The sequence below is a fragment of the Jutongia hominis genome (genome assembly GCF_014384965.1).
Classification (GTDB): Bacteria; Bacillota; Clostridia; order Lachnospirales; family Lachnospiraceae; genus Butyribacter; species Butyribacter hominis.
This window is the reverse complement of the sequence record NZ_JACRSW010000031.1, coordinates 68,550-93,192: the sequence shown is the minus strand read 5'-3', so window position 1 is coordinate 93,192 and position 24,643 is coordinate 68,550. Positions and strand designations below refer to the sequence as shown.

21 protein-coding genes are annotated in these 24,643 nt (G+C 38.2%); 14 read left to right on the top strand and 7 right to left on the bottom strand.

Features of this window, described 5'->3' with window-relative positions:
* Nucleotides 1-33: 33 nt before the first annotated feature.
* The 6 genes from H8700_RS08475 to H8700_RS08450 form a co-directional block, all read right to left on the bottom strand.
* The gene (locus H8700_RS08475; protein ID WP_249305086.1) at nt 34-1,074 is read right to left on the bottom strand and encodes an NAD-dependent epimerase/dehydratase family protein; all 1,041 of its coding nucleotides are present in this window, start codon (nt 1,072-1,074) and stop codon (nt 34-36) included.
* A 26-nt stretch (nt 1,075-1,100) separates the two neighbouring features.
* Nucleotides 1,101-2,048, bottom strand: coding sequence for a LicD family protein (locus H8700_RS08470; protein ID WP_022140522.1), 948 nt, complete (start codon nt 2,046-2,048; stop codon nt 1,101-1,103).
* A 15-nt stretch (nt 2,049-2,063) separates the two neighbouring features.
* The gene (locus H8700_RS08465; RefSeq protein WP_249305084.1) at nt 2,064-3,152 is read right to left on the bottom strand and encodes a glycosyltransferase family 2 protein; all 1,089 of its coding nucleotides are present in this window, start codon (nt 3,150-3,152) and stop codon (nt 2,064-2,066) included.
* A gap of 6 nt (nt 3,153-3,158) precedes the next feature.
* A complete protein-coding gene (locus H8700_RS08460; RefSeq protein WP_249305082.1) occupies nt 3,159-3,866 on the bottom strand; it encodes an IspD/TarI family cytidylyltransferase in 708 nt (235 codons plus the stop codon).
* Between the two features lie 75 nt (nt 3,867-3,941).
* Nucleotides 3,942-5,045 carry a UDP-galactopyranose mutase gene (gene glf / locus H8700_RS08455; RefSeq protein WP_022140519.1) on the bottom strand — a complete coding sequence of 368 codons (1,104 nt, stop codon included), beginning with the start codon at nt 5,043-5,045 and terminating at the stop codon, nt 3,942-3,944.
* Entirely contained in the window at nt 5,046-6,641 is a 1,596-nt protein-coding gene (locus H8700_RS08450) for a glycosyltransferase (RefSeq protein ID WP_249305078.1), read from the bottom strand. It lies immediately after the preceding gene.
* 1,199 nt (nt 6,642-7,840) lie between these two features.
* On the opposite strand from H8700_RS08450, the gene H8700_RS08445 reads away from it, so the two are divergent.
* The 6 genes from H8700_RS08445 to H8700_RS08420 all read left to right on the top strand — a co-directional run bounded on the left by H8700_RS08445 (nt 7,841) and on the right by H8700_RS08420 (nt 12,366).
* Nucleotides 7,841-8,749 (top strand): Rpn family recombination-promoting nuclease/putative transposase, encoded by a 909-nt coding sequence (locus H8700_RS08445; protein WP_249305076.1) that lies wholly within the window; start codon nt 7,841-7,843, stop codon nt 8,747-8,749.
* 55 nt (nt 8,750-8,804) lie between these two features.
* Entirely contained in the window at nt 8,805-9,065 is a 261-nt protein-coding gene (locus H8700_RS08440; protein WP_249305072.1) for a hypothetical protein, read from the top strand.
* A 55-nt stretch (nt 9,066-9,120) separates the two neighbouring features.
* Nucleotides 9,121-9,366, top strand: coding sequence for a hypothetical protein (locus tag H8700_RS08435; protein ID WP_249305069.1), 246 nt, complete (start codon nt 9,121-9,123; stop codon nt 9,364-9,366).
* A 165-nt stretch (nt 9,367-9,531) separates the two neighbouring features.
* Nucleotides 9,532-9,975 (top strand): GtrA family protein, encoded by a 444-nt coding sequence (locus H8700_RS08430; RefSeq protein ID WP_249305068.1) that lies wholly within the window; start codon nt 9,532-9,534, stop codon nt 9,973-9,975.
* A gap of 237 nt (nt 9,976-10,212) precedes the next feature.
* The gene (locus H8700_RS08425; RefSeq protein ID WP_249305067.1) at nt 10,213-11,127 is read left to right on the top strand and encodes a chemotaxis protein; all 915 of its coding nucleotides are present in this window, start codon (nt 10,213-10,215) and stop codon (nt 11,125-11,127) included.
* A 156-nt stretch (nt 11,128-11,283) separates the two neighbouring features.
* Nucleotides 11,284-12,366, top strand: coding sequence for a hypothetical protein (locus tag H8700_RS08420; RefSeq protein ID WP_249305065.1), 1,083 nt, complete (start codon nt 11,284-11,286; stop codon nt 12,364-12,366).
* A 17-nt stretch (nt 12,367-12,383) separates the two neighbouring features.
* Here the strand turns inward: H8700_RS08420 and H8700_RS08415 are convergent, their stop codons facing one another.
* Nucleotides 12,384-13,349: a S8 family peptidase gene (locus H8700_RS08415; protein ID WP_249305063.1), complete on the bottom strand. Its 966-nt coding sequence runs from the start codon at nt 13,347-13,349 to the stop codon at nt 12,384-12,386.
* Between the two features lie 265 nt (nt 13,350-13,614).
* On the opposite strand from H8700_RS08415, the gene H8700_RS08410 reads away from it, so the two are divergent.
* The 8 genes from H8700_RS08410 to hemZ all read left to right on the top strand — a co-directional run bounded on the left by H8700_RS08410 (nt 13,615) and on the right by hemZ (nt 24,632).
* Nucleotides 13,615-14,856: a CDP-glycerol glycerophosphotransferase family protein gene (locus H8700_RS08410; protein ID WP_249305061.1), complete on the top strand. Its 1,242-nt coding sequence runs from the start codon at nt 13,615-13,617 to the stop codon at nt 14,854-14,856.
* A gap of 28 nt (nt 14,857-14,884) precedes the next feature.
* Nucleotides 14,885-16,777 (top strand): fibronectin type III domain-containing protein, encoded by a 1,893-nt coding sequence (locus tag H8700_RS08405; RefSeq protein ID WP_249305059.1) that lies wholly within the window; start codon nt 14,885-14,887, stop codon nt 16,775-16,777.
* Nucleotides 16,778-16,985: 208 nt separating this feature from the next.
* Nucleotides 16,986-18,698, top strand: a complete 1,713-nt coding sequence (locus H8700_RS08400; RefSeq protein WP_249305056.1) for a CDP-glycerol glycerophosphotransferase family protein — start codon at nt 16,986-16,988, stop codon at nt 18,696-18,698.
* Between the two features lie 109 nt (nt 18,699-18,807).
* Nucleotides 18,808-18,981, top strand: coding sequence for a hypothetical protein (locus H8700_RS08395; protein ID WP_022140855.1), 174 nt, complete (start codon nt 18,808-18,810; stop codon nt 18,979-18,981).
* Nucleotides 18,982-19,005: 24 nt separating this feature from the next.
* On the top strand, nt 19,006-19,947 hold the full coding sequence (locus H8700_RS12335; RefSeq protein ID WP_249305053.1) for a C39 family peptidase: 942 nt from the start codon (nt 19,006-19,008) through the stop codon (nt 19,945-19,947).
* Between the two features lie 41 nt (nt 19,948-19,988).
* Nucleotides 19,989-22,298, top strand: a complete 2,310-nt coding sequence (locus tag H8700_RS08385) for a RelA/SpoT family protein (protein WP_334299646.1) — start codon at nt 19,989-19,991, stop codon at nt 22,296-22,298.
* Between the two features lie 125 nt (nt 22,299-22,423).
* Nucleotides 22,424-23,065: an MBL fold metallo-hydrolase gene (locus H8700_RS08380; RefSeq protein ID WP_022140858.1), complete on the top strand. Its 642-nt coding sequence runs from the start codon at nt 22,424-22,426 to the stop codon at nt 23,063-23,065.
* Nucleotides 23,058-24,632, top strand: a complete 1,575-nt coding sequence (gene hemZ, locus H8700_RS08375; protein WP_249305051.1) for a coproporphyrinogen dehydrogenase HemZ — start codon at nt 23,058-23,060, stop codon at nt 24,630-24,632. The genes H8700_RS08380 and hemZ overlap by 8 nt, the downstream gene beginning before the upstream one ends.
* Nucleotides 24,633-24,643: the final 11 nt, after the last annotated feature.

Genomic DNA, 24,643 nt, shown 5'->3' with positions numbered 1-24,643 from the left:
AAAAGCAGTATCCGGATCTATAGGATTGCTTTTTTAGCCCTTTAGAAGACGTAGTGTTTCCTTAACACCGTCTTTGCTATCCATGATCGCATGCCATCCGAGATTTTCCAGTCTGGTTGCATCTAATGCAGACATGCTCATCAGGTTATAACTTTTTTGCTCTTTTTTAGAAGCATTTTCAAAAGTTAATGCTACATTGCCTGCTTTAGCAAAAAGTTTGGCAATATCACTGATTGAAAGGATAGAATGACGATTTGAAATATTATAAGCACAGGTTGGCTGACCATTTAATAATATCGTTAATAATGCAGAAGCACAGTCATAGACATAGCAATAAGAACGAAGTTGTGTTCCGGCACTTTTCATAATGATATCCTGATGATTTAAAGCATTTCTTGTAAACTGGGCAGAAGCACGCGAGTCTGTATCGGTGATTGTTGGTCCATAGATATGTCCCGGACGTGCAATGACGATGTTTAGATCATATTCATTTGCATAGCTGGCACAGAGCGTTTCTGAGGCCCGTTTTCCCATAGGATAAGCTGCTCTGGGATTTAATAAGTCAATGTTTCCGTAATCGTCCTCTAAGAAAGGTTTGGAAGTAGAATTTGTACCATAGATCTCGCTGGATGAGACAAATAGAGTTTTTTGGACTGAGGATCTTTTTGCGTATTGTAAGATTTGATCCAAGCCAAAGACATTACTCATCAGTGTTTCTACCGGCTCTTTTGAGATGGCAGCAGGATCGGCATTACTTGCTGCATGGATGACATAATCAACAGAATATTCAAAATCAATGGGTTTCGTAGCATCATAAGGAAGGATATGGAAATACTCTTTTTGAGCAAATATTCCGTATCTTTTTTTAATTTTGGAATCATTTCGGACTGCTGCATATATGGTTATGCCATACTGTTTTCTTTCGTTTAAAAAGAGCAGAAGATCTAAAACCGATGAACCGATCATGCCGGTTGCCCCTGTGATCAGAAAACGTTTTTCTTTTAAATCTTCTCTTTTTACAATCTGATCAATAAATGGTTCAGAGGCTTCTAAAATTTTGTCGCAGTATGGCATAACATAATCCTCCCGAAATACTTTTATTAAAATCTGGTATGCTTTGGTGATACTTTGCTAGGAAGTGCAAGCCAGTCACCATATTGTGCTGTTAAGAATTTATCATAGTGGTTTGGAAGTGGCATATCTAAAGTTTCAAATTTCATTGTAGTAAACGGAAGCACATCTTCTTTGGCATAAACACCGACCCAGCGTCCTGCTTCAAACCACATATCGATCTGACCATAGATGGTATTTCCACTTTTCTGACATTCCTGTCTTTGCTGTTTGTAGATGTCATTAAATAATTTATCGATCAATTCCTTATCATGTAAATCCGTGATCGGTTCTCCGGCAAATAATGTTTTATGTAAAGATGGTTTTAATTTCTGGAAAGCCTGTTCCTTCATCTGAACGTATTTCTGGCGTTTTGCCCATAATTCGCGGTCACCGGTTGGTTCATTATCGGCACGTTCCCAAAGAAAAATATCAATGCATCCGTTTTTACTTTCGTCTTTATAACGAATACGAGGGCAGCGAAGTAAAAGACCATCTGACCAATATACTTCTTCAATGACAAATTCCTCTTCTTTTTCGAAAATCTCGAATAATTTTTCTTTATCTTCTGCCATCATACTGATATCAAGATCATCATCCCAGGGGATAAAGGCATTATGTCTGACTACACCAAGCATGGTACCGCCCATTGGCCAATAAGTCAGATTGTTCTTTTCAAAAATTTTTACTGCCTTTTCTAAAATGCCAAGATAATCTAACTGATGCTCGCGAATGCGTCCTTCAGCTTTTGGCAGATTTTTATAGAAACGAAGCTGTGTTTCTGTCATAGTTTCACCCGGCTGATGCAATGACCACCAAAACATCATTTCATTTTTCTTTTCCATATCCGTGATTTTAGCATTTAATAAGTTTTTTGTGCGGATTTGTTCACGATATGCCGGTGTTTTGCATAAGATTTTTTTAATAAACTGTTTCATAATAGTACCTCCGTTTTACATACGTCCTAATAATTTATCGATTGTTAATTTTACTCCAAAAGCTCTCAGATGGAAGAAGATTTTTCTGAGTGGTCCCGGTCTGTGTTTGCATTTACGAAGAAGAGCATTCCATTTCAGGTTTCCTTTTTGCATTTTGCTGAATTTTTCGGGACCGGAAACCGCATAAGATAATGCTAAAAGCTGGTCTTCGGTAAAGAAAGCTGTGTCTAATTCACCGCTTTGCGATGCTTTTGCAAAAGAATCACAGAATGGTTTTACAGCTTCCGGTGTTACATCTTCGCCCATTTGACGGCAGGAGAAGAGTGTCATTGCAAATCGTGCACGCCAGTAAAAGGCAATGATCTTTTCGTGCTTGTCTTCATGTTTTTTAGCAATCTGTTTATTTAATTCATATTCTGCGTTCATCGTTGAGATTACTTTATAAGAATTGATCGATGAATTCTCATTATCAAAGCGATAATAATAAAAAGCCTGATTGACAAACATCATACGGTTTGCCAATGCTGTTGTCTGAAACCAAAAGCCCTGATCCTGAAATGCAGCACCCGGAGTTTCGTTGTATTGAATCTGGTTTTCACGAATAAATGAAGTTTTGTATAATCCTGTGCATGTTACGACACGGACAAATAAATCATCACTATCCATTGGACGTTTTACTACATTGTAAAGACCGGAAGTAGCATAACAATAGATTAGCTTTTTCGAATCCCGTTCAGGATACCAGCGATAATGGTCGCTTCGTACAAAGTCCAGATCGTGAGTCGTAGCTTCTTTATATAAAACTTCATACATATTAGAAGCGATACAGTCATCGGAATCTACAAGTCCGAAATATTCTCCGGTTAATTCTTTGATTCCGAGGTTCATGCTGTTTCCATAGCCGGCATTTGGCTTTTGGATGATCCGGATACGTGAATCTTTTTTTGCGTATTCTTTTAAAATCTCCGGTGAAGAATCTGTTGAACCATCATCAACACACAGAATCTCAATGTCTTTCAGACTTTGATTGATGATACTATCCAGACATTGTGCAAGATATTTTTCTGTATTATAAACAGGAACGATTATACTAACTTTAGGCATGGGTTGTTACTCCTTTTCTTCTAATGATAAAAGTGCTTTGAATAGGCGCATATCTCCTTGTGTGGTTAATTTGATATTCGTTTCATTTCCACTGGAAAAATGAACAGATTGTCCTAATTCGATCATAAGTGTACAGGTTGCAACAGAATTTGTAATTCCTCTTTTTTGTGCTTCCTCGTGTGCCCAGACAAATGTTTTCAAAGGAAGCGCCTGTGGTGTCTGTGTTTGTGCAAGTTCTTCACGGATGATCACCTGCTTAGAGGAATCCACCGCATCTTCTGCTTTTTTTAAAATTACTGTATTTACATCACCGACAGAAATGGCAGAACCATATTCCTGACAGGTAATAATGCAATCAGAAATGATATCCTGTGATACCATTGGACGAACAGCATCATGCACTAAAATAATGTCAGAACTTTGGTATCTCTTAGAAGCTTCCTGAATTCCATTATAAATTGACATTTGACCGGTCTGACCGGAAGGAACGATCCATTTTAGTTTGGTGATGTGATATTGTTTGGCGTATGCCAGTAATATATTGTCCCATCCATCTAAGCAGACAACACCGATCTCATCAATACCGGGATGCCGTTCAAAAGCTTCTAATGTATAGATGATAACCGGTTTGTCATTTACATTTAAGAATTGTTTTGGAACGTCCTGATGCATGCGCTGACCGCGTCCACCTGCAATGATAATTGCTATATTCATTGTAAACCTCATTTCTGTACACCGTATTACAAGTTCTATTGGTGTCTGGTATACAGAGGCACCAATTTTTATGTTTTAGTTTCCGAATTCTTTTTCTACTTCAACAAGAGAAGCTTCAATTGCTTGTGACATGTCATAATAACGGTATTGTGCTAATCTTCCGCAGAAAATCGTATTTTCTTCTTTTGCGACCAATTCAGCATATTTTTCATATAAATTCTGGTTCTCTTCGTCGTTGATCGGATAGTAAGCTTCGGTTTTTCCATCCCATTCAGAAGGATACTCACGACTGATCACAGTCTTTTCCTGTGTTCCGAATTCAAAATGTTTATGTTCGATGAGACGTGTATATGGAGTTTTGGCATCGGTGTAATTCACAACTGCAACACCCTGGTAATTGTCTGTGTCAAGAACTTCGTGTTCAAAGCGAAGGCTGCGATATTGCAATTTTCCTAATTGATAGTCAAAATAAGCATCTACCATGCCGGTATAGAAGACTTTGTCAGCCATATCTCTGTATTTTTGCTGGTCTTCATTAAAGTCAACGTTCAAGATCACATCACAATCCTGCAGCATTTTTTCAAAGATCGGAGTATATCCACCATACGGAACACCCTGATAACGGATATCAAAATAATTATTATCATATGTAAATCGCATTGGAATACGCTTGATGATAAAAGATGGAAGTTCGCGGCAAGGTCTTCCCCATTGCTTTTCTGTATAGCCTTTGATCAATTTTTCATAAATATCCGTACCCGCCATGCTGATTGCCTGTTCTTCAAGATTTTTAGGCTCTCCTTTAATAACAGAACGCTGTTTATTAATGATCGCTTTGGCTTCATCCGGTGTACGAATGCCCCACAAACGGCTAAATGTGTTCATGTTGAATGGAAGATTATAGATCTCACCATTATAATTTGCGATCGGTGAATTTACAAAATGATTCACATCTGTAAATTGATGAAAATAATCCCATACCTTTTTGCTGCCGGTATGAATAATATGCGCGCCGTATAAATGTACATTGATACCTTCTATTTCTTTGGTATAAACATTGCCGCCAATGTGATCACGACGATCTATCACTAAGCATCTCTTTCCGCGTTTCGTAGCTTCATAAGCAAAAACTGCACCACATAATCCGCTTCCAACTATTAAATAATCGTATTTTTTCATTTAGTCCTCCTTTAGTAGTTCTTTCCAAAAGTGTATATTACAAATCTGGAGCTGTTGTTGTTTGAATTGTTGATCTATTTTGTTATGTGTAAAAACAAATTGAATTACAAGACGAAACCAGTAAAAGGTATAATGCCAAAAATTCAGGGAAAAAAGAGATTTGAAAGAACAAAACACTTTTTCCTTTTTAGTATGTTTTGGTATTGTCTGTATTGCTTTTAACATGTTTTGCAATTTTTGATGATTTTTCTGACCATCTGTTGTCTGGAAAAAACGGATTCCATATAAATAATCGTTAATTGCCCATAAAATACATTTGACCATTGCCAGATTGCCATAAACAAGATTGGCAAAGAAAAATTTGGTGAGTTTTCTTTTCTTAAAATGGTTGGGAATACCAAGACACGCATTGATCACAAATGAATTGCGGATATCATAATAAGTCAGTGTCGGGCTGTAATTACTTTGATAAGACGGATGCCAAAACCCAATTCCGTTTAGTGCGATGCATTGTGCATGGTTGCGTAGTGCAAATTCCGTATCATCCCATTTTACAAAAAGAGGAAGTGGGAGATTGTTTTCGTTTATTTCAGAAACCGGAAAACAAAGATATCCCCATCCGGCATAATCAACTGAAACTTCTGTTTCATTTTTTAAAACGTCCTCAGGGTGATTTAGTTCTAAAAGCGGTTTGACCGGAATCGGCTTGTAGTTTATGCCATCCCATCGTGCACCTGCCTCATGTTGTGTACAGGGACGATCGATATAAAGCATACTTCCGGCAAGATAAATATGTTTGGCTTCTTTTTTTTGTATTTTCAAAAATTGAATGTTTTTTACTAATACATCAGCATCCAGCGTGATATCGTCATCACATAAAAGGATATGTGAAAATTGCGTTTGTGATTGCAAAACTTCTAACATTCCTCTGGTAAAGCCACCGCTTCCACCCAGATTTTTATTTTGGTAATAATGAATCTGAGGATGATCACCCCATTGATTTTGAAGGGATTTTCCGTTATCAACAATAAAAATCTCTAAATCATCTTTGATTGGCGAATCAGGACGATCAAAGATATCCGAGCAAATTGTTTTTAGATTGGAATATACATATTCTTCCCGGTTATAGGTACATATTACCATTGCAAGCTTGCAAACAGAAGGCAGGATGGCAGGCTCTGTTTTGTAGAAACCGCCAAAAAAATAACAAGAGTCTTCTAGTGCTTCTAAAGTAAAAAACAGGACAGAATCTTTATTATCACATTGATAACAGATGGGTATGGAAAACGAATGATTCGCTGATAAGATACAAGAATCGGTATATAAAATAGTTTGATTTTCCGGATGGATAATGTCTTGTTGGATCACTTTAAGATGAAAAGCTCCATTTCCGGAAAGCTCTAATATCAATTGCTCTAAAGTAGTATATTTTAGATATTGATGCAAAGAAAAAATGTTAAAATAGGTGTTTGTTCCTAATATTGTTCCTTTTGTAAGAGAATGGTCTGATGGATTAAAATGACCATGTTGTATATCAAAATATAGCTGATCTGTATTTTCAATTTTGTTTGGAAAGGAAATGCCAAACAAGTTCATTTCGTATTCACGCCTCTCTTCAGTTTATTAAGGAAATAATCTTAATATGAAATCCCATAGAATCAAGTTTACTATACGCAATATGGAAAGTCAAATTGCTTTTGTATTTATTTTTTGCTTTTGTATTTATTCTTTGCTATACCCTTTTTAGATTAATTTTGAAATGGAGAGGAAGCATGAAAAAATATTTAAATGTCATAGAAAATGAAGAATTAAATCGCATGCAATATTACCTATTATATAGGAATGTTTTTGATCACTTTTAACAGATGCTTTTGGTATTTTATTATTATGGGAAAGTCATTCATAGAGGTAAGTGCAAATAGTGCAAAGGATGGATTGTCACAGCATTTTACATTTTTGAAGTATTATGGACATTATCTAAGAACTATTATTCGGTCAATTTTTATTGAACATACATTTCAAATTCCGATATTTGATTTTAATATAGGTTTTGGCGATGATATTGTTAATACATTGAGTTATTATGTGATGTGAGATCCATTTGCACTTTTGTCAGTATTTGTGCCAATGGATAAGACCGAGGTATTATATCATTTCCTGATCGTTGCAAGATTCTTTTTTGCCGGTGTAAGTTTTTCGGTATATTGTAGATATCATAAGCTGACATCTGCATATACTCTGGTCGGAAGCATGATTTATGTATTTTCGGGGTATGCATTGCTGACGGGAATTATGCGGTATTTCGTTATATATCATTGCACCAAAAGCTGGTTGCTTCTGAATTTTTAAAAGAAATACTTTACTTTATTAGTTATTCTTTGTTAGGTATCGGTATGTCGTGTCTGATCTTTCTGCCGGCATTATTTAATATTTTAGTGGAAAAAGTGATTTGTGACAGGACAACATGCTGTAAAAATGCAAAGCGATTTGGATAAAATGTCAATAGCCTTTTTGGGCAGGATTTGTATAATATAAGCTATACGAAAGAAGTTATTTCAAAATCAAAGAAATTCTATAATGAATGCAATGTTTCAAAATTGCATTTCTATATTATCTAAGAATCTGTTTATAATTCCCTTTCAAAATGATAGCATCATAAACCACAAAAAGAATCCGGCATTCTGTCAAAATCCGGTTGAATCGTTGTCTGATACCATATATAATACAGACAGAAACAACTGTTTCCTGTGAGAGATAAGAGGATTCTTTTACCAGAACAGGAAATGGAGAAGTGTATGACAAGACAATACAAAAGAATTGAAGAACTGGAAATATGGGATGATTTTATGTTTGGAGCAGTAATGAGCAACAAAGAGTTGTGTAAGCACCTGCTTGAGATCATTTTGCAAAAGAAGATAAAAGACATCCGGTATACAGAACTTCAAAAAGCAATCAATTTACAATATGATGCAAAGAGCATCCGGCTGGATGTATATGTTGAGGATGATACCGAAAGTGTATATAATATCGAGATCCAGACGACAAATGAGAAGAATCTTCCGAAAAGATCGCGTTATTATCAGGGAATGATCGACCTGAATGTCTTAGACAAAGGAGAATCGTACAGTAAGTTAAAGAAAAGCTATGTGATCTTTATCTGTAATTATGATCCTTTTGGAAAAGGAAGATGTCTGTATCGTTTTGAAAATGTCTGCGTGGATGATCTGTCCATTCTATTAGAGGATGATGCCATAAAGATTATTATCAATCCGTATGGGAAAGACAGGGATCAGTTTGGAAATGGGTTTCAGGCATTAATGGAATTCTTGAAAAACGGACAGATATCGGATACATATACAGAGTCGCTCAAAGAAGAAATCACAGAGATAAAAGAGAGTGAAGAGTGGAGGCGAAGGTATATGAAGCTGTTTATACGCGACCGCGAGAATATTGAACTTGGAAAGGAAATTGGTGAAAAAATTGGAAAAGAAATTGGAAAAGAAATTGGTGAATTATCTGTAGGTATTCGTATGCTGAAAAGGAACGAAGAAATAGCAAATGAAGAAGTAGCGGAGGTGCTTGGCTATGATCTGGCAGTTATTCAAAAGATGCGTGATTTGATCCAGGCACATCCGGACTGGGAAACTGAACAGATTGCAAGTGAACTTGTAGAAGTAGATGCTGAAGAAAAAACGACAGTCTGATTTAAATATAATGATCACGGAGGTAAAAGAGAGTGAAGAGTGGAGGCGAAGGTATATGAAGCTGTTTATACGCGACCGCGAGAATATTGAACTTGGAAAGGAAATTGGAAAAGAAATTGGTGAATTATCTGTAGGCATTCGTATGCTGAAAAGGAACGAAGAAATAGCAAATGAAGAAGTAGCGGAGGTGCTTGGCTATGATCTGGCAGTTATTCAAAAGATGCGTGATCTGATCCAGGCACATCCAGACTGGGAAACTGAACAGATTGCAAGCGAACTTGTAGAAGCAGCTGCTAAAGAAAAAACGGCAGTTTGATTTGAATATAATGATCACAGAGGTAAAAGAGAGTGAAGAGTGGGGGCGAAGGTATATGAAGCTGTTTATACGCGACCGCGAGAATATTGAACTTGGAAAGGAAATTGGTGAATTATCTGTAGGCATTCGTATGCTGAAAAGGAATGAAGAAATAGCAAATAAAGAAGTAGCGGAGATCCTTGGCTGTGATACGGCAGTTATTCAAAAGATGCGCGATCTGATCCAGGCACATCCGGACTGGGAAGCTGAACAGATTGCAAGTGAACTTGTAGAAGTGGAATTCGAGAGCATAGACTGCTAAGGGGAAATGATCTGTTCGTGGATTTTGCTGTGCTATTCCTGTTTTAAGAAGCATTTTATAGGGTTTAGGAGTGTTTTGTAAATTTTTTCTCTTGCATTTTTTTTAGAAATGTGTATAATACGATTTGTTGTTTTTTAGACGAGTTGTTTTAGTGAGGAAAAAGAAATGAACGCAAAGAGCAGTTCGAAATACAGAGAGTTTATTTTATACACAACAGTAGGTGTATCGGCTACAGCGATCAACTGGATTACATATTCCGTTTTAGTTGCATTGGTTCCAATGATCATTGCAAATGCCATGTCATGGGCAATAACGGTGATTTATACTTTTGTAACCAATAAGATATATGTTTTTCACAGTCTTTCTTTTGAACGTAAGATCGTATGCAAAGAGCTGATTACTTTTCTGGCATCCAGAGGTGTTACAGGAGTGTTAGAGGTAGTTGCACAGCCACAGCTTTATGCAATGGGAATGGATCAGCCGTTGTTTGGTGTAGAGGGCTTGGAAGCCAAAATAACAGTTTGTGTTATTTTATCAATTATAAATTATATCAGTACAAAATTATTTGTATTTCGTGAGAATGATACCAAGACGATGGAATCAATATAGAAGATTTCATCGTCTTGTGCATTTTAGCGAAAATGGTCGTGCTAAGGGAGTGCACTGTAAAAAAAGGTCGTTTTAATGGAGTGTGTATGCTTGCAAAGTGATAGTTGATATAGTAAAATATAAAGCTAAAGAAGAGATTAAATTTTGATATGGATTGGAAAAACGGTTCTTATCCATATTCATCGTGTCAGAAAATAAATACGTATAAAGAGACAGGTATACGAGATGGAGGAGCGTATGGATACAAATATTTTACTGGAAAGCGGAACAAATGAGTTAGAAATTTTGGAATTCATAGTAGGAGGAAATTACTACGGTATTAATGTGGCTAAGATTCGTGAAATTCTTACATATACTGCACTTACACCAATTCCAAATGCACATCCGAATGTAGAAGGTGCTTTCAGCACAAGGGGAGAGACTATTTCTGTAGTTAATCTTGCAAAATGCCTTGGTATGGCAGAGAGTACAGAAAAGGAAAAAGATATGTTCCTGATCACAAATTTTAATGGTTTGACGGTAGGATTCCATGTACATGGTGTTGTCGGCATCCATCGTGTTAACTGGTCAGCGATCGTGAAGCCGGATAGCCTGATCAATAACGCCAGTTCAGGTGTTGCTACCGGAATTGTTAATTTTGATGGTAAGTTAGTAATTCTGCTTGATTTTGAAAAGATCGTTGCAGACATCACACCGGAAGTAGGAATCAATCTTGCATCCGTAGGAAATCTGGGTGACAGACCGGTGAATAATGTGCCGATCCTGTATGCAGAAGATTCACAATTACTGAGTACAATGATCTTTGAAGGTTTACAAAAAGCCGGATATGTAAATCTGATTCCGACAAATAACGGATTGGAACTTTGGGAGATCTTACAGAAATTCAAAGAAGAAGGTACGGTAAAGGAAAAAGCAGGATGCGTTATTACCGATATTGAAATGCCGCAGATGGATGGACATCGTTTACTGAAATTAATGAAAGCAGATCCTGAATTGAAGGATATTCCTGTTGTGATCTTTTCTTCTTTGATCAATGAGGAAATGTATCGTAAAGGGGAACGGTTAGGTGCTGATGCACAGTTATCCAAGAATGAATTTAATGAGTTTATCCACGAATTGGATCGTATTATAAGAGAAAAATATGGTGCATAGGCATTTTAATGGTAAGTTATTTTATAATATGCTATTTATAGCTTGAAATGTCAGAATATAATAAAGTTCCGGTCAGAAGCAATTTCCTGTCAGAGCAGTCAGGAAAGAGTAAAACCGGAACTTTTCTTAAATTTGAAATGTTATTGGAGGGATTTGATGAGAAACTATGGAAGACGATTGAAAAATCTTGCGGCACTTTGCTTACTGTTAGCTTTGCTGTCTTTGCTGCTTCCGTTTTTTAAGGTGGAACAGGGCGGTAATGCACAGACAGTAGAAGTTTCCGGATGGGATGTTGTAACATCCGTAACAAAGCTTTCTGTTCATTATTTGCAAAAAGGAACGATAGAAAAAGATTATGTCGTAAAGGGTGATCTGACATGGCAGGAAGTCTGTCAGGCGTATAACAGTGCAAATGAAGCGGCAGGCAGGCGGATGTTAGTCGGGAGTCTGATAGCAATTGCTATCCCGGTGATCTGTTGCTTTTTCGCCTTTTTATTAACCTTAGTGGCTGCAAAAAAGAAGGGAATGGTCTTGCCGGTTCTTTTGCTGATAATTGCAATCATAGAAAATCTGTTTTTGATCCGTTCTTTTGATCAAATATTGCAATTTGCCGGGAGTTTTGCAACGAAGGGGACAAAAGTACCGGATATTACATTATTAGTCGGCATTTTTGCCTTTACATTGTTTTGTGCGATCGCGCTTGGAATCATTTTGTTTGCATGGCTGATCCGTGGTTTTGAAGATCCTGAAAAAGAAGAAAGTAAAGAGCGACAGAGTCAGGGTAAAGGAAGAGGCTCTCACAGAAGTAAACATTCCAAAAAGAAACGTAAAAAACGTAAGAAAAGCAAAAAAGAAAGTAAGGAACAAAAAGAGGAACAGCCTGAGAAGACGGGCAAGGTATGTCCGGGACAGATTCAGGGTAAGAGGGGAATCTTTCAGGAATTGTCTGTCGATCTTAGTCAGGGTGGCACTTTTGTGATCGGAACCAATCAGACAGCTATGCAGATGGCACAGGGAGTCATGCAGGAAGATTTCAAAGTTTTAAATCAGCATAGCTGTATCGTACAATATGATGCATCGCGACAGATATATCGTCTGGTAAGCCATTCGAAAGAGTCTCTTGTTGTGTGTCATAACCAACAGCAGAGTATATTAAAAGCCCAAGAAAAACTTGCTGTACCCGGAGATACCATAATCTATATATCCGAAGACCGGGAAAGCAGTTTATATCTTTCTTAGCGTAATACAATACCCTTTTATCGGTAAGATAAAAGGGTATTACATTGCAATAGTCCCCAGCCCTGTCTGGCATGAGGATACCCAAGATTTTTTGCACTGTTCCGAAGTGCCAGCTTGATTTCTTTATTTGTCAGAAAAGGATTTTTTTCCAATAGAAGGGCAGCAGCTCCACATACGATCGGTGTAGCCATGGATGTGCCGCTTCGGGCGATGTAGGCAGCACCGTTATAGTAATCCGGTGCATCCTGCATGGTCTTTCGAAGCAGTGCCGTGGATGGCTGGTTTTTAAAAGGCATTGGATAACAGCTTACAATATTTGTCCCCGGTGCAACAATATCCGGCTTTTTGATACAGGATGAAGTAGGACCTCTGCCGGAATAATCAGTATCCTCTGAATCAGGAAGAACATCGGAAGAACCAACGGTAATGATCTTTCGGCTGTTACCAGGAGCTCCGATCGAAGAAGGAGACGGACCATGGTTACCGGCAGCGGTAAAGACGGTAAGCCCGGCTTCCCATAAGCGGTTTACACCCTGTACGAGTGGTGAGTTTTCTCCAAAATTTTTTCCACGTGAACTGCCAACGGAAATATTGACAAGTCGTATCTTGTATTCCTGATGATGCCTTAACAGCCATTGTATTCCGGTTAAGACATTTTCGGTATTGCCTTCGCCACGATGATTTAACACTTTGATCACCAGATAATGACATCCCGGAGCAATGCCTTGGAAAAGGTTATGACAGGTTTTTCCGTTCCCGGCAAGGATACCGGCAATGTGTGTGCCATGTCCGTTGTCATCATATGGTGATTTTTTTCCGGAAACCGTATCATAAAATGCCACCAGATTTGAAAAAGAATAGTTATTGCAAAGATCGGGATGATATCCAATGCCGGTATCGAAGATTGCAATTCCAATGCCTTTTCCGGTCAGACCAAAGCGGCGGGCATAATTAAGCTGTATTATTTTAGAAGCTCGATTCATGACAGCCTCCTTTTTAGAAAATAGGAAAATGCTCGTATAAGCAGTGGGAAAATGAGCAATTATTATAGAATATTTTATGAGATCGGGAATATAATGTGACTTTTTAAATCCAATGTGCTAATATAGACAAGATGAGAATGCGAAAAAGGCTATTTGTAAGAAAAAGAAAGTATACGTATAGTATATATGGTCAGAATTCATCGGAAAGATTGCCGGCTCGCGGATCGGGAAACTATAATAAAACATATAGGAAGGGAAAGTGCATATGAAAAAGTTAGGATATTTCTTTTTTGCACTCATTTTTAATATTTCAAGGTTATTTCCGGTAAAAGAAAAGAAAGTCATTCTTTTTAATGGACATAATCATGGTTTGAATGGAAACTTAAAAGAAATCAAAGACGGAATCGAAAGAAGATCAGATGCGTATTTTTTTATATTGCTTGCAAAGCATGACCGCAACGGAAATGGAATTGGGGCAAAGATTGTGGCATTATTTCGCTTTTTCTTTGTATTTCCTTACCATATGGCAACAGCGGCATATATTTTTTTGAATGACAATTTTTTGCCATTTGGTTATTGTATACCATCTAAGAAAACAAAGATTATACAGCTTTGGCACGGTGCCGGTGCATTTAAAAAATTTGGTCTGAGTGTGGAAACGGATGAAAAAATTCGTCATCAGGTTGAAAAAGCGAATACCAGAGTAACACATCTTTTTGTGACATCAAAGCAGGTTGTTCCTATCTATGAAGAAGCATTTGCAATCCCTAAAGAACGTATTTATGCAACAGGAATTCCCATTATGGATGTATATGACAGGGAAAAGACAAAGCAGGAATGTATACAAAATTTTTATGCGGTATATCCTAATCTGAAAGGAAAGAAATTGTTACTTTATACACCGACTTTTCGAAAGACCGATCAGGAAAATCAGGATATTATGAAACATTTTCCGGTAGAACGATTGAAAGAAACGTTAGGAAAAGACTGGGTGATCGGAATAAAAATGCATCCGAAATATCCGGCAGATAATATTCCGGAAGATGAGTTTTGCCTGAATCTGACAGGATATCCACAGATTATTGATCTTTTTTTTACTTCTGACATATTAGTGACAGATTATTCCTCTACGGTAGTAGAGTATGCATTGCTTGGTAAACCGATCATAATGTATGCCTATGATCTGCAGGAGTATGACAGAGGTTTTTATTTTGAATATGAATCAAAAGTGCCGGGGATCGTTGCAAAGACAGAGGAAGAGCTTCTGCAGGCAATTACCGGAGCAGGCAAAGAAGATAGCAAAATAGAAGCATTTGTTCAGATGGAATATGGCAGAGCAGATGTCTATGATACGAATGATGCCGAAACTGTAGAGGCAGCAGAGTGGTACATGGATGAACAAAATAATGAGGATCATGAAAAGCAAAGTGCTTATGATGATATAGCAGATGGCTGCACAGAAAGAATTTTAGACTGTCTGGCGATTTGTAAGGAAGAAACACATTGAAAAAAGGAAAGAAGGAGGAAATTTCAAAATGAAATTAAGGAGAAGTCAAAAAAGCATATGGGCATTTGTCTTAACGTTAGCTTTGGTGTTAGGTGAGTTTGCCTGCCTGCCGGTAAAAACGAAAGAAGCAAGTGCAGCAGGTTATCAGGATGTCACTGCAATACCGGCAACCGGAAGTGCGATTGAGCAGGATGGCAAAATGGAGGTTAAGGATCTTATCGTTGCAAACAAGACAGTTGATTCGGTTACATTAAACTGGAATTATTTTGTAAGTGATGATGTCATTTTCTATATCTATAAATTCGACACACCTACACAGACTTATGCATATGTTGGCAAAACATCAGAGAAGAAGTATATATGCAAAGACTTAAAGGCGACGGAAAGTTGTTACTATACGGTTTGTGCATATAATGAAAAGACCAGGAAACAGGGATTTTGTACAACACCTGTGCTGGTATATCCGTTACCGGCTGCTGTTACGAATCTGAAAGTAGATGCGAACCAGACAAAGAGTATTCAGTTGAGCTGGAATCCGGTAGAAGGCGCAACAGGCTATCAGATCTATCGCGCAGGATCTTCCGGAGCATATGCACTTGTTACAACAGTAGCGCAGACTGCTTATACAGATATTAATCTGAAAGCTGCTACAACATATCGTTATAAAGTACGTGCATACTCTTTTGAAAATACAAACTGTGGTGCGTTCAGTGCAGAAGTCAGAACAACAACAACACCTGCTACACCTGCACTTACCGTAAAAGGCGGTGATGAGCGTGTACGTCTGACATGGAAAGCAGTTTCAGGTGCATCCGGTTATTATGTTTATTGTTATAATGGTGCATCTTATCAGGTCATTGCACGTATCAAAGGAAAATCAAAGGTTAAGTACATTCACACGGGACTGACAAATGGTACAACATACAGTTACCAGATTGCATCATTCCGCATTATTAATTCGGTAGATGTGGTTGGTACACCGACAGCAGCAAAAGCTGCAACAACGCTTCGTATCGGTCATTCTTCTTTAAAAGCTACTTTGTTCAGAAATAAGAGCAAACTGAAAAAGTCAGCAGCATATAAGGGTTGCAAAACAATGAAGAAAAGTTTGAATTACAGTAAAAGCTTTGCAACACCGGGTATGGCAAGCACCAATATCGCAGGATTCCAGTCTAAAACAATGTGTCCACAGGGAATTACATTTGCAAAATCATATTGTCTGATCACAGCATATGACAGAGCTGCGGTAGAGAATTCTGTTATTTATGTTTTGAGTAAAAACGGTAAAAAGCTTTTGACAACGATTGCTCTTCCGAATAAAACACATGCAGGCGGTATTGCTTTTGATGGTACGAATGTGTGGATCACACAGGGATATACAGTACGTTCTATCCCATTTTCTGCGATTCAGTCAGCTGCCAAGCAAAAGAAAGAGTGGGCAGAAATAACAGCATTCAAATCAATTGTCACCTTGACACATCAGGCGGCTACATTGACCTATTATAAGAAAAAACTCTGGGTGGCATCTTATAATGAATTGCAAAAAGGTTATCTTGGTGCTTATACGATCACCGGAAAGACAAGTTCTAATCCGGGATTGTCAAGGACAGCACTTACAAGAGTGCCGACAAGAGTACAGGGAATTGCCTTTACATCATCAGGCAAGATGATCTTATCACGTTCCTGCCAGACAGATGCAAAGCAGAGAGGATTTTTGCATGTCCTTAGCATTTATAAGCCAAAGATCAAAGCAAAATCAATCTCACTTGGCAAATGTAAAAAGACAGTAGATATGCCTACGATGAATGAAGAAATCGCAATAAATGGAAGTTATCTTTATGTCAACTTCGAATCAGTATCTTTTTCAAACGCAACAAAGCGTATGGACAGAGTATGTGCATTTAGGATTTCTAAGTTTTAATGAAAGAAGCAGTATAAAAGGATTGCAATTTCTTAGTGAAAATAGATCACGGTAAAAGAATAGAAAAAGAATTTGATCAAAGGACTGTCGCAAAATTGTGACAGTCCTTTTTTGGCTCTTTCCTACAATGTATATTTATGATATAAATGTTATAACGTTTCTACATATGCTAAAGCAGTAGAAAAATAAAAAATGAGGTAGGAGTATCATGCAGGATTGGATTATATATGACAAAAAAGAGATAAAAGACAGACAGCTTTTTTTGCAATTTCATGGAGAGACAGACTCTCTGACCGCAAATGGAAAGCTGCGTATTATTGCACTTTTTACTTATGCAGACCAAAAGCGGTATTTTCCGATGGATGCAGTCTGTCACGGACGAGATGGACATATGGCATTTGAAGTGGAACGAACGATCACACTTTCCGATGTCTTTTTTGAATTTCAAAAGCAGGAAGAAGAGCAGGTTAGTTTTATACTGATTTATTGTGATGCCAACGGAAAGTGGCAGACACTTTCTAAGGAAGAGTTCTTTTTAGCAGATCTGTTTGTAAAAAAACAAAAGAAGACAGGCTTTTGGAAAAGAAATTTTAAGAAACTTCAATATGTGTGCTATACGCTTTTACTTCCAATCTGGATCATAGATGGCTTTTTAGCTGTAAAAGGGATTAAAAAGTCGCGTTATATTGATGAAGAGATCAAAGGAAAGAAAGGTATTTTTTATCATGCACATGGTTTAGTGAAAGCACATACCGGCTATGGCTACAGTATACGTGAGATCAAGACTTCGTATTTTAAAAAATGTTATGAAAAGCAGTGCCGGAAGGTAAAGAAAACGCAGGGAATTCTTTTTCTGTCAGAACGCAGTTTAGAAAAGGGTGGAAATCTTGACCGCGTCCGCAAGGCAATAGAACAGACATCGGTCAGAATAGAAAGCTTTATCGATACACGTCCGATCCGGAAGTTACCATTTGATGCGATAAAAAGAGCAGCATTTTTAGCAGCAGAGGCAAAAGTAATCGTTCTGGAAGATTTTTACCCACAGCTCCATGTATTGACAATTCGTAAAGATACAAAGGTAGTTCAACTTTGGCATGCCTGTGGTGCATTTAAGATGTTTGGATTGTCTGAAGTGGACAAGATCCCGCATCTGACACAGGATACCAGAAACCATCGTAATTATTCCCTGGTTCCGGTCAGCAGCAGGCAGATGGTTCCTTTTTACAGCGAAGCGTTTGGAATTACACCTCAAAAAGTTTATCCGGTCGGTGTCCCGCGCACGGATGTTTTCTTTGATAAAGCGTATCAGCAGAAAGTGACCGAAGAGCTGTACGAAAAGTATCCTGCATTGCAAAATAAGAAAGTGATCCTTTTTGCACCGACATTTCGCGGTAGTGGTAAGACAAGAGCGTTTTATCCGAAAGACCGGTTTGTGATTGACCGTTTAATGGAAAGCCTTACATCGGATACGGTTCTTTTAGTCAAGCAGCATCCGTTTGTCAGGCAGCAATTAGAATGCAGTGAGAAATATCGCAGTCGTGTATTTGATTTTACAGGCAAAGAAAATATCAACGATCTTTTATTTATCACTTCTTTATTGATCACTGATTACAGTTCATCTATTTTCGAAGCAGCCTTGTTAAAGATTCCAATGCTTTTTTATGTGTTTGATCTGAAAGAATATGAAAAACAGCGTGATATTTACTTTGATTTTTCTACTTTTGTACCCGGCAAGCAGGTTCAAACGATGGATGAGTTAGCGGATCAGGCACAATGGATATTAGAACAGAAAGAAAAAGACGATCATACGGATCAGAAATTACAGGCATTTTGTTCGTATTTCTTAGGTGCTCTTGATGGCAATTCGACTAAGAGAACAGTTGATCTGATTTTAGATTTGGAAAAAATGCCAAATTCCTGAAATACAAAGTGGATTGAGTTGACGGACAACTTAGGATAGATTATTATGAAAAGTGGAAATTATTTTGGAAGACGGTAATTTTTATGCAAAAAGGAAAAGGGGAGAATGCATGTCAGAAATAAAACAGTTTCAAAAGGAATTAGATGATCTGGAAGCGAAAAAAGGAAAATATGTATGGGATGAGTTAGAAGAACTGATCACCGATGCATTTGAAGAAGAAAAGATATCCTCAGAAGAGTTTGATCTACTGATGAAAAGGCTGATGGATATTGATTGTGAATAAGAAGGAATGAATGGGGAGAAGATTGTGGAAAACAGAACACCGGAAGAGGAAATGGAATATCGCAGATATCTTCGCAGAAGAATTCGGATGCGTAAGAGAAAAAGAAAAGTAAGGATTATAAAAGCTCTGCTTGCACTTGCAGCGATTGTGATCGCATTTTTTGTGTTTTATCTGATCGGCTGGCTTACAGGACCGATAGGTGGAAGTAAAGAAGGCAGTAAAGCAACGCAGACACCAAAGTCCACTGTGATGCAGGTGGATGTCCCGAAGGGATATGAAAGTGTTTATAAGAAGCTTGTTGCATTAGAAGGAGAGTACTCAGAAATTTCGGATATTTTATTAAATCTTGAAAGTTATCCGAAAAACCTGTTAGAGCTTTTAGCAAAGAATCAGGAAACAGTTTCCTTTGTCAGTGATTATCTGATGCATGTAGATGATGAAACAGCATCCGGATCGATCACAGAGGAGGAGCTGAAAGAAGATGTGCCATTGTTTCAGCAATGGGATAAACGTTGGGGATATGTTCATTATGGAAATGATATTATAGCCATTGACGGATGCGGTCCGACCTGCATGTCAATGGTCTATACAGGAATTACCCAAAAGACAGATAAGACACCGGCAGATATTGCAGAATTCTGTATGAATCATGACTATTATACACAGGATACAGGAACAGCATGGGCATTGATGTCATCCGGTGCACAAAAGCTGGGATTGTCGGTAAGCAGAGTCAGTCTGAGTGAAAGTGCTGTCAGGGAAGCGTTAAAGAATAAGAAACCGGTAATATGCAGTATGGGTGCAGGTGATTTTACCGACAATGGTCATTTTATTGTATTAAAAGGAATTTCTAAGGACGGAAAGCTGCAGGTAAATGATCCGAACAGTATTGCACGTTCTGAGAAAGAGTGGGATTTTGAGGTTGTCTTAAAGCAGGCGAAAGCGGCATGGGCATATGGAAAATAAATAATAATTACACAGGATGGAGGCTGCATATGAAAGACAAAATGATGGAACCGGAAGTGAAAATAGATAATGGAGAGCTTGCTACAAGTATGATCCCGGAGGATTTTACAGAGCCGGAGGTCTTATTTCAGAAATTGATCTCAATGGTTAAAAAGTATCATCCGTCGGATGATGTCCATCTGATCGAAAAGGCATATAAGATTGCATATAAAGCACATGACGGTCAGAAAAGAAAATCGGGCGAGCCTTATATCATTCATCCGGTCTGTGTCTGCATTATCCTTGCAGAATTAGAATTAGACAAGGAAACGATCGTAGCCGGTATGCTTCATGATGTAGTAGAAGATACGATAATGACAAGTGAAGAAATCGCAGCAGAGTTCAGTGACGAAGTGGCTTTGCTTGTTGATGGTGTTACAAAATTAACACAGTTAAACTATGTAGCAGATAAAGTCGAAGTGCAGGCAGAGAATCTTAGAAAAATGTTCCTCGCAATGGCAAAAGACATCCGTGTTATTCTGATCAAACTTGCGGATCGCCTGCATAATATGCGGACGATGCAATACCAGACGCCTGAAAAGCAGAAAGAAAAATCAACAGAGACAATGGATATTTATGCACCGATCGCAGACCGTCTTGGAATTTCCAAAGTAAAGGTCGAACTGGATGATCTGGCATTTCGTTATCTTGAGCCGGAGATGTATCATGATCTGGTCAACAAGATTGCTATGGGACAGGAACGCAGAGATGAATTTATCCGAAAGATTGTTTCAGAAGTAAAATCACATATAGAAAAAGCAGGGATTAAAGCAACGATCGATGGACGTGCAAAGCATTACTTTAGTATTTATAAAAAAATGGTTACACAGAATAAAAAGTTAGAGCAGATCTATGATCTTTTTGCTGTCCGCATCATCGTAGAGACAGAAAGAGACTGCTATACAGCTCTTGGTGTGATCCACGAGATCTATAAACCGATCCCGGGCCATTTTAAAGATTATATTGCAATGCCAAAGCCGAATAATTACCAGTCCCTTCATACAACATTGATCGGACCGCAGGGACATCCTTTTGAAATACAGATCCGTACTTATGAAATGCATCGTACCGCAGAATATGGTATTGCTGCACACTGGAAATATAAAGAAAATCAATACGGACATAATACTGCTGACAGTGAGGAAGAGAAGTTAGCATGGCTGCGTCGTATTCTGGAATGGCAGCGTGACATGTCTGATAACAAAGAATTTTTAAGTTTGTTAAAGAGTGATCTGGATCTCTTTTCCGATCATGTCTATTGCTTTACCAAAGATGGTGATGTCAAAAACCTACCGGCAGATTCAACACCGATCGATTTTGCTTATGCGGTGCATAGTGCTGTTGGTAATAAGATGGTCGGTGCCAGAGTCAATGGAAATCTTGTGCCGATCGATTACAAGATCCAGAATGGTGACCGTGTCGAGATCATGACATCACAGAATTCGAGAGGACCAAGCCGTGACTGGCTTTCAATTGTTAAGAGTACACAGGCTAAGAATAAGATCAATCAGTGGTTCCGTTCTGAATTCAAAGAGGAAAATATTGTGAAAGGAAAAGAAATGCTGACAGGCTATTGTAAAGCACATCTGATTCCTTTGACAGATCTGTTAAAAACAGAATATATGAATGCCTGCCTGAAAAAATACGGATTTCGTGACTGGGATTCCGTGCTTGCTGCAATCGGACATGGTGGTTTAAAAGAAGGGCAGGTTGTGAATAAATTGCAGGATGCCTACCGTAAGAAAAATCCTGTCCATACAACAGATAAACAGATTTTGGAAGCTGTCAATAAGGAAAACCAGTTACAAGGACAAAATGGCAGTTCAACCAAACCTGCAGCAGTCAAATCAAAAAGCGGTATTGTTGTCGCAGGCATTGATGACGTGTCAGTTCGTTTTTCAAAATGTTGTAGTCCTGTACCGGGTGATGAGATCATAGGTTTTGTTACAAGAGGACGTGGCGTATCTATTCATCGAACAGACTGTATTAATATGATGAATCTGTCAGAGCAGGATAGACAGCGTATTATTGAAGCCGAATGGGAGACAAGTGCTGATGGAAAGCCGGATGAATTATATGATACAGAGATTATTATCTATGCATATGATAGAATGGGTATTCTGTTAGATATTACAAAAATCCTTACTGAAAACAAGATTGATGTAAAATCGATCAACAGCAGAACGAGCAAACAGGGCATTGCTACGATCAATGTAGGCTTCGCAATCCGAAGTAAAGATTCGTTACATGATCTGACAAAGAAATTGCTGCAGATTGACGGTATCAAAGATATCCAGAGAACGCAGTCATAAAACTCAGAGGATATTAAGGGTTAATAGAAGATATGGTTGAAAGAGACGACGATATAAAAGAAGATGGCAGGAATATATTCTTTTTAGAATGTTTGATGTGAAAGAAAGAAGAAATGGAGAGTGACATGAGTTTAGTATGTGATTTCAGAGTAGTAGGACCGGTTCAGACAAATTGTTATTTTTTATTTGATAAAGAAACAAAAGAGTGTGTGATCGTTGATCCGGGAGATGAAGCAGAAAAAATATTACGATATATTCGGAACAAGCAATTAAAGGTGACAGCAATCTTGTTGACACATGGACATTTTGATCATATTCAGGCAGTATCGGATGTGCAAAAAGCAACCGGTGCAAAAGTAATGGCATCGCGTGCAGAAAAGATTATTATTGAAAGTACAACAAATAATCTTTCTTCTGTAATGAGTGCATCATGTACGACTTCTGTAGATGAATATTTAGAAGATGGTCAGGAAATCGAGCTTCTGGGGCAGACAGTCCGCTGTATTTTGACACCGGGACATACGATCGGTGGCATGTGCTTTTATTTCCCAAAGGCCGGCATTCTTTTTTCGGGAGATACGCTTTTTCAGGAATCCGTTGGAAGAACGGACTTTCCTACCGGCAGCATGAGTCAGATCATTCATTCGATCAGAGAAAAACTTTTAATCCTGCCACCGGCTGTTAGAGTATATCCGGGACATGGTATGACAACGTCGATCGGAGAAGAGAAAATGTATAATCCATATGCAGGAGGCAGCGATGATTAAGATCATTTTATCAGAGCTGGATTTTGATTATGAACTACAGGCATTGGTCAACAGTTTTTTTTCAGGACAGAGAAGTAGTGTTGAAGTAGGACAGGAGCTTACGGCTTCTTCGATGAAAGAAATCCTCTCTGAAAAAAAAGAGAAACTTGTGATCGGTATATGTTTTCGAATGGAAAAGATTACGATTGGTCTGTATTGCAATGAGTATTTTGTACAAAAAGAAGTTGCAATATCCGGTAATGAAGACTGGCATAAGCATGAAGATAAGTCGGCACATCCATACCGCACTTATTATAAAAACGAATTAAAACGGCTTCTTTTTTTGATGTTGTGTGACCTGACAGAAGACATTTTGACAGACGCAGGATTAGAAAGAAGGATTCCTGCATGGGGAACGATGACAGGTGTGCGTCCGACAAAGATACCGATGAATCAGTTGCTACAGGGCAAAGAGAAGCAGGAAGTAGAAGAGCAGATGCGAAAATGGTATTGCTGTACGAATGAAAAGCTTCAGCTCGGACTTCAGATTGCAATCAAAGAAGCGGCATTATTAAAAGACATTTCCTTTGAAGGTGGATATAGTTTATATATTGGGATACCATTCTGTCCGACAACTTGTCTGTATTGCTCATTTCCGTCTTATCCATACGAAAGATTCGGTTATTTGGCGGATGCGTATGTGAAAGCACTGAAAAAAGAGATTACAGCAGTTTCAAAAGAGTGTAAGAACCGTAAGCTGACCAGCATCTATATGGGTGGGGGGACACCTACGACATTGACAGCAAAACAGCTTGAAGAAGTGCTTACACATATCAGGCAGTGTTTTCCGACAGACGATCAATATGAGTTTACGGTAGAAGCCGGACGGCCGGATAGCATTACAAGAGAAAAGCTTGCCGTATTACGCAAGTATCATGTCGAAAGAATTTCAGTCAATCCGCAGACCATGCAGCAAAAGACATTAGATCTGATCGGAAGAAGACATACGGTGGAACAGACAAAGGAAGCATTCTATCTGGCAAGAGAATTGGGATTTTCCAATATCAATATGGATCTGATCATCGGTCTTCCAAAAGAAACGACAAAGGATTTCGCGGATACTTTAGAGCAGATCAAAAAGCTTGATCCTGACAGTGTTACGGTACATTCACTGGTGATCAAGAGAGCATCAAGGCTTAGAACGGTATTAGAAGAGTCAGGTGATCTTTATGAAGAAGAGAAAAAACGTTTCCTTCAAATGGAAAAAATGCTGGAGATGGCTCAAAGCTTTGCCCAAAAAGAAGGATACGCACCGTATTATATGTATCGCCAGAAGAATTCAGCAGGTCATTATGGCAGTACGGGACAGGAAAATATCGGTTATGCAAGAGAAGGAAAAGAATGCTTATATAACATTTTGATCATGGAGGAAATGCAAACGATCGCAGCAGTTGGGGCCGGTGCTTCCACTAAAATCTATCATCCTGATAAAAAGATCGTAAGCCGTGTGGAAAATGTGAAGAGTATTACGGATTATATTGATCGGATCGAAGAAATGATCGATAGAAAAAAAGGGGTATTTTTGTGACAGTCAAAACC